This window comes from Escherichia sp. E4385 (genome assembly GCF_963883145.1).
Lineage (GTDB): Bacteria > Pseudomonadota > Gammaproteobacteria > Enterobacterales > Enterobacteriaceae > Escherichia.
Genome location: NZ_CAWOOJ010000033.1, coordinates 1 through 3,790 on the forward strand (window position 1 = coordinate 1; position 3,790 = coordinate 3,790).

The window sequence follows — 3,790 nt, forward strand, 5'->3', positions numbered from 1 at the left end:
CTGTGTCGAATCACCTGCTCTGGGGTAAAACCCTGCTGGAGGAATTTTTCCAGCTCCCGTATCGCCCCGTTAGCGCCCTGCTCCGTTCGAATCGGTTTTCGCAATGCCTGCCTGAACTGAACCCACTCATGCCAGAGTGTTTCTGGCAACCAGTCGGGCAACTCGATAGCCTCCGGCTCGAATTTTTTAGACGCTCGTTTTTGGCGAGGGGGATTTAGGGGGAGATCAGTATTTATATCTTCCTCTTCCTCTTCCTCTGGTAACGCTTTTTGATCCGTTTGTGTAACGCTGCCAGCGTTACCTTTTCGTTTCAGTTCGCGTATTTTTGTAACTCTCTCGTTTGTAACCGCCCGTTTTTTAGAGCTTTTCCCGTTATGGCGCTCAAAGTTAGGAAGCGACAACACACCATTAGTTTCGGCCAGCCATCCAACCTGAATTAACGCATCAGCAAAACCAGCCATAAAAGTGATGCGATCAATTGCGCTTTTTGTAACGCCGCGTGCGTTACACTCTGCGTTACCGTCTATCATTTGTTGATCCGCCCATGCCCAGAAGCGAATGACTTTCCCTAATGCGGCATCTGGATCAATATTCAGAATCTCAGCAAGCCTGAATATTTCCGGCTTATCCGGCGTAATAACCTCGAGCTTTATCCAGTTTGAAGCCATATTGTTTTCACCTTGTAACGCTGTGAGCGCTACATTTAACTGATACCGAACAAAACAGTCCGGCACGATTAATTTCAATCAATGCACTACGACAGAATCGCCGGACGACTCGCCGCCGCTGAAATGCGCTTTCCGGTAAACGGCCTGAACTGCATCATCATGCGCATCAATTGCCGTACTCAACGCTTCCTGTGCCGCCAGTAATGCACGGCGTTCCAGGGTATCGAAGATGCAGAGTCGGTGACGCAGCTCCCGCGGAAGGATTGTCAGAATTGCTGGGATCAGCTTCTGAATTTTTTCCCTTTGCGCTTCCGTTTCGCCTTTCAACCAGCGGCGATAGATGTTCTGCTGATTGTTCCAGTCCTTGCCTGGTACCAGGGGCAATTCGCCGCCCCCCTGGCGCAGATATTCTTCAGTAATTGCGTTAGCGACCCACGCCTGCCCTTTTTCGGCTGCCAGGGCTAACAGCACTGATTCAATGTGTTCATGCCTGATTTTCATGAATCAACCCTATTTTTTTAGATTTGATAACATCCTCAGGAATCCCACTAATTGGAGTAGGATGTAAATCAGGACGAAGATCATGAGGAGTAACAACCCACCCTCCCAATTCACAAAGCCGAATAACCCTTTCGCTTGGTACTCTATTTCGAATAATCCAGTTAAAAATGGATTGAGGCGATCTGAAACCAAACATGCGGCTTACAGCAGATGGAGAGCCAATGGCCATAACCGCCTTTTCTGTGATGTTTTTATGTGTCGTACTCATCGTTAACTCCATTTCAAGAACAACACCATAATACTACACAAAGTAGAATTTGCAACTACACAAAATAGAAATGACGAAACAGGACAACTACTTTAATCTTCTACACATGGTAGAAAACACACATAAACATCACGCATTCGCGACAAGACTAAAGTCTGAAATGGATAGAAAAAAAATATCCATCAAAGACTTAAGTTTGTCTTCGGGTGTTACTTACGAAATGGCGCGGCGCTATACCTTAGGTACTGCTAAACCACGTGACGAAAAACTTGAACGAATAGCAGAACTTCTGGGTGTTGAGCCTGCGTGGCTGGAATATGGTTCATCAACAGAGAAGACTCATGCTTCCCCAGCAGGTTTGTTAGGGGTGCAAAAATCTATCGGCAGTAGCGCAGGTGAACTTACTGAGTTAAGCGAAGATGAAAAGCGCCTGATTAATACTTTTCGACAGTTTCCTCCAGTTGAGGCCAAAAACATGCTTTTGGCTTTCGAGATGCGACTCAAGCAGCTTTACGACTTCTACGAGAAGTACGCAAGCACCCCACCTTCAGAATAAATTTACCTCTCGCATAACAACCACCCCGGCACAGCCGGGTTTTTTTGTCTTAAAAAAACAACTAATTGTAGAATTTATCATCATTAATTCTACTTTTAGTGTTGACACATCTACTTTTCATTGTATTATGCAACCATCAAAGCACAACGGTGCGACAGGTTTCAGTTCCGCCACCCGGCGTTAAGGGGAGAGGAGAAAGGTGATGGATAGTAACGATCTGGTAGTCATTAACGGTAAACCGTGCAGCAAAGATGTCGCTGTCATGATTATTGATAAAGTTCTTCCAACTGTACTGGAGGTCATTGCAGAAAAAGTAAAGGCTGGACATTCTGCCGAAGCAGCTGAAGAGGCGGCAAAAACTGTCGTTCGTGCCGCCACGGAAGCAATTATTTTGAAGAGCCTAGCTTCTCCCACACCTTAAGTGAATCGTCGGGTTTTTCAGCATCAAGTTTATTAAGTAATGACAAAAACTCATTCTCAGCACTCTCTACTTCCGAGAGGAAGTCTTCAGGAGTTATTTCGCGAGGATGTGTGGTACTGAAAGCTAAAGCAAGTAGCCAGGCTTTGTCTTTATTATCCATAGGAATACCTTATTACTGGTTGTGTGAGAACTCCAGTATACCACCGAGCCTGAAGTGGTAAAAAGACAGGCATACAACACGAAGGCGCATTTCCGATATCCATAAAGAGTCGGTCTTGTCTGTTAAATTTAATGGTGGGAGTGCGCCTCCGGTTGTAAATAACAACACTGCTGTTTGTAGTCTTGGCGGCATCAGTTTTTTCTTGAAGTTCGACTGATGTCCGCCCTTTTTAAAGTGAATTTTGTGATGCGGTGAATGCGGCTCAGCGCACGCGGAACAGTTAAAAGCGTAAGAGTTATGGGTGAAATACTCCGGCGTTAATTGTTAACTGGTTAACGTCACCTGGAGGCACCAGGCACCGCATCAACAAAGTTCATTTAGTAACCAGGAAGGGAATTATATGCAAGAGATAAGTTTTGAAGTAACAGCAAAAGATGTACAGGTTAAGCACGATTACAATCAAAAATTATGTATTGAAGTCAATGGCGTGAAGTTATCAGACCTGATTGATTCAGTTGAAGATAACGACGCTATTATTGAAATGGTTGGAGCCGAAGAAATAGCAGAATATTTTTCAACAGAGGGGCGTCTTCATGAGCTTCTGGAAAAATTTTCATATCAGGATATCGCTACATTTCTGGAAATTAATGGTTATAAAATTACCGAGGAATAAAGTAGCTCAGGTGGCGTTATGGAACGTAATCATCTAACAGCTATCAGTGCCGCACAGAGTAAATTCGCCATCGCTGTATTTTTACAGGATGAAGAAATGTTTGAGCAGGCCATTATTCAGTTTGCAATTGCGACCGGGAGTAAAATAAATGAACACTTTGTTCGCTCTTGTCATGACCGTTTTTCTGACATCAGGCGAAACTCAGGATGTTGTTACCGGAATTTATAACTCCGAACCTGAATGCAAGGCCGCAGCTATTGAGCAAAAAGTAGCTGGCGAATGTTTCCCTGTTGAGAAATTTATCCGGCCTGTAAATGAAGAAATTCCCGCAGGCCTCACAGGAGAAAATCATGAAAATAAATGTGCTTACCACCTTTGCAATAAAGAAATTGAAGAAAGCAAAAGCATTAAAACACCACTTCATTTCATGCGTGGAGTTATCCCAACGACGGAAATGAAAAAATATTGTAGTGAAATCTGTGCCGAAAAAGACCAGATGGCACACGAACTTTAATTAACTGACTATTCGAAACTGAATTTATG

At 44.0% G+C, this 3,790-nt stretch carries 9 protein-coding genes and 1 pseudogene; 6 read left to right on the plus strand and 4 right to left on the minus strand.

The annotated features are described in order from the left end of the window. The 3 genes from AACS80_RS23615 to AACS80_RS23625 all read right to left on the minus strand — a co-directional run. The coding region (locus AACS80_RS23615; protein WP_138184026.1) for a hypothetical protein at positions 1–668 on the minus strand (668 nt) is incomplete at its 3' end. A gap of 78 nt (positions 669–746) precedes the next feature. Further along, positions 747–1,169: a toxin YdaT family protein gene (locus AACS80_RS23620; RefSeq protein WP_135409907.1), complete on the minus strand. Its 423-nt coding sequence runs from the start codon at positions 1,167–1,169 to the stop codon at positions 747–749. Next, complete coding sequence (locus tag AACS80_RS23625) at positions 1,153–1,437, minus strand: transcriptional regulator (RefSeq protein WP_135409906.1); 285 nt, start codon at positions 1,435–1,437, stop codon at positions 1,153–1,155. The genes AACS80_RS23620 and AACS80_RS23625 overlap by 17 nt, the downstream gene beginning before the upstream one ends. Positions 1,438–1,507: 70 nt before the next feature. On the opposite strand from AACS80_RS23625, the gene AACS80_RS23630 reads away from it, so the two are divergent. Together AACS80_RS23630 and AACS80_RS23635 are read left to right on the plus strand one after the other, a co-directional pair. Next, entirely contained in the window at positions 1,508–1,993 is a 486-nt protein-coding gene (locus AACS80_RS23630; RefSeq protein WP_138184027.1) for a helix-turn-helix domain-containing protein, read from the plus strand. A 202-nt stretch (positions 1,994–2,195) separates the two neighbouring features. Further along, positions 2,196–2,414: a hypothetical protein gene (locus tag AACS80_RS23635; RefSeq protein WP_135409905.1), complete on the plus strand. Its 219-nt coding sequence runs from the start codon at positions 2,196–2,198 to the stop codon at positions 2,412–2,414. Here AACS80_RS23635 and AACS80_RS23640 read toward each other — a convergent pair. Then, positions 2,380–2,574 (minus strand): hypothetical protein, encoded by a 195-nt coding sequence (locus tag AACS80_RS23640; protein ID WP_135409904.1) that lies wholly within the window; start codon positions 2,572–2,574, stop codon positions 2,380–2,382. The genes AACS80_RS23635 and AACS80_RS23640 overlap by 35 nt on opposite strands. Before the next feature lie 400 nt (positions 2,575–2,974). On the opposite strand from AACS80_RS23640, the gene AACS80_RS23645 reads away from it, so the two are divergent. The 4 genes and pseudogenes from AACS80_RS23645 (at position 2,975) to AACS80_RS23655 (ending at position 3,761) form a co-directional block, all read left to right on the plus strand. Beyond that, the gene (locus tag AACS80_RS23645; RefSeq protein ID WP_135409903.1) at positions 2,975–3,247 is read left to right on the plus strand and encodes a hypothetical protein; all 273 of its coding nucleotides are present in this window, start codon (positions 2,975–2,977) and stop codon (positions 3,245–3,247) included. An 18-nt stretch (positions 3,248–3,265) separates the two neighbouring features. Next, on the plus strand, positions 3,266–3,475 hold the full coding sequence (kil, locus tag AACS80_RS24050; protein WP_000440741.1) for a host cell division inhibitory peptide Kil: 210 nt from the start codon (positions 3,266–3,268) through the stop codon (positions 3,473–3,475). After that, positions 3,465–3,518 (plus strand): annotated as a pseudogene (locus AACS80_RS24055) (DUF1482 family protein); the annotation flags it as partial. The gene kil and the pseudogene AACS80_RS24055, both read left to right, overlap by 11 nt. A 51-nt stretch (positions 3,519–3,569) precedes the next feature. Beyond that, on the plus strand, positions 3,570–3,761 hold the full coding sequence (locus AACS80_RS23655; protein WP_135409937.1) for a YdaE family protein: 192 nt from the start codon (positions 3,570–3,572) through the stop codon (positions 3,759–3,761). Positions 3,762–3,790: the final 29 nt, after the last annotated feature.

Excerpts from the sequence above, each read along its gene's own strand:
- AACS80_RS23620 (WP_135409907.1), bottom strand. The coding sequence starts at position 1,169 with ATGAAAATCAGGCATGAACACATTGAATCAGTGCTGTTAGCCCTGGCA.
- kil (WP_000440741.1), top strand. The coding sequence starts at position 3,266 with ATGGAACGTAATCATCTAACAGCTATCAGTGCCGCACAGAGTAAATTC.
- AACS80_RS23640 (WP_135409904.1), bottom strand. The coding sequence starts at position 2,574 with ATGGATAATAAAGACAAAGCCTGGCTACTTGCTTTAGCTTTCAGTACC.
- AACS80_RS23630 (WP_138184027.1), top strand. The coding sequence starts at position 1,508 with ATGACGAAACAGGACAACTACTTTAATCTTCTACACATGGTAGAAAAC.
- AACS80_RS23645 (WP_135409903.1), top strand. The coding sequence starts at position 2,975 with ATGCAAGAGATAAGTTTTGAAGTAACAGCAAAAGATGTACAGGTTAAG.
- AACS80_RS23625 (WP_135409906.1), bottom strand. The coding sequence starts at position 1,437 with ATGAGTACGACACATAAAAACATCACAGAAAAGGCGGTTATGGCCATT.
- AACS80_RS23635 (WP_135409905.1), top strand. The coding sequence starts at position 2,196 with ATGGATAGTAACGATCTGGTAGTCATTAACGGTAAACCGTGCAGCAAA.